Below are 1,765 nucleotides of genomic sequence, written 5' to 3' on the forward strand. Positions count from 1 at the left end.
CGCTCGCCGCACCACTGAACGTGACCTGACCAGCCACCGAGTCATCAGCATCAAGGCCACCGGGCAGGGCACCCCAACCGAAGACCCCGTCCCCATCGACCGTCACCACCACCGACTCGATCTGCGAGTCGGGATCGGTGAGCACCACCACCGGAGACACCGTGATCGGCTGACCCGTGGTGCCGGCGGCCGCCGGGGCCACGATCACCACCGGAGACACCTCCACCGCCCCAAGACCCACCACCGTCACCGCGGTAGCCGCCGGCAACACGTTGGAGTTGCCATCCACATCAGTCACTTCAAAGGACACCGTCTGCACCCCAGCCGTCGCCGAGGTGAGTGTGACCGACTGCAGGACTTGCTGATACACCCCCGCACTGGCCGCACCACTGAACGTGACCTGACCGGCCACCGAATCATCGGCATCAATGCCACCGAGCAGGGCACCCCAACCGAAGACCCCGTCCCCGTCGACCGTCACCACCACCGACTCGATATCGGAATCCGGATCAGTGAGCACCACCACCGGGCTGACCGTGATCGGCTGACCCGTGGTGCCCGCGGCCGCCGGGGCCACGATCACCACCGGCGCAACCTCCACCGCCCCAAGACCCACCACCGTCACCGCCGTAGCCGCCGGCAACACGTTGGAGTTGCCATCCACATCAGTCACTTCAAAGGACACCGTCTGCAAGCCAGGAGCCGACGACGTCAGCGTGAGTGATTGCAGCACTTGCTGATACACCGCCGCACTCGCCGCACCCGTGAACGTCACCTGACCAGCCACCGAGTCATCGGCATCAATGCCACCAGAGAGCGTCCAGCCCAGCACCCCGCCACCATCGACCGTGACCACCACCGACTCGATATCGGAATCCGGGTCAGTGAGCACCACAATCGGACTGACCGTGATCGGCTGACCCGCCAACCCCGCCGCCGCCGGAGCCACCACCAGGATTGGCGACACCTCCACCGGACCCAACCCCACCACCGTCACCACCGTGCCCGCCGGGACCGCGTTGGTGTTGCCATCAACATCAGTAACTTCAAAGGACACCGTCTGCAAGCCAGGAGCCGCCGAGGTCAGCGTGAGTGATTGCAGGACTTGCTGATACACCGCCGCGCTCGCCGCACCACTGAACGTGACCTGACCAGCCACCGAGTCATCAGCATCAAGGCCACCGGGCAGGGCACCCCAACCGAAGACCCCGTCCCCATCGACCGTCACCACCACCGACTCGATCTGCGAGTCGGGATCGGTGAGCACCACCACCGGAGACACCGTGATCGGCTGACCCGTGGTGCCGGCGGCCGCCGGGGCCACGATCACCACCGGAGACACCTCCACCGCCCCAAGACCCACCACCGTCACCGCGGTAGCCGCCGGCAACACGTTGGAGTTGCCATCCACATCAGTCACTTCAAAGGACACCGTCTGCACCCCAGCCGTCGCCGAGGTGAGTGTGACCGACTGCAGGACTTGCTGATACACCCCCGCACTGGCCGCACCACTGAACGTGACCTGACCGGCCACCGAATCATCGGCATCAATGCCACCGAGCAGGGCACCCCAACCGAAGACCCCGTCCCCGTCGACCGTCACCACCACCGACTCGATATCGGAATCCGGATCAGTGAGCACCACCACCGGGCTGACCGTGATCGGCTGACCCGTGGTGCCCGCGGCCGCCGGGGCCACGATCACCACCGGCGCAACCTCCACCGCCCCAAGACCCACCACCGTCACCGCGGTAGCCGCAGATAG

General features: G+C 66.1%; 1 protein-coding gene. It reads right to left on the minus strand.

Annotated elements, in window-relative coordinates; all coding sequences use genetic code 11:
- On the minus strand, positions 1–1,765 hold a 1,765-nt coding region (locus tag AWC12_RS31820), incomplete at both ends, for a hypothetical protein (protein ID WP_165762752.1).

The sequence above is a fragment of the Mycolicibacterium iranicum genome (genome assembly GCF_002101705.1).
GTDB lineage: Bacteria > Actinomycetota > Actinomycetes > Mycobacteriales > Mycobacteriaceae > Mycobacterium > Mycobacterium iranicum.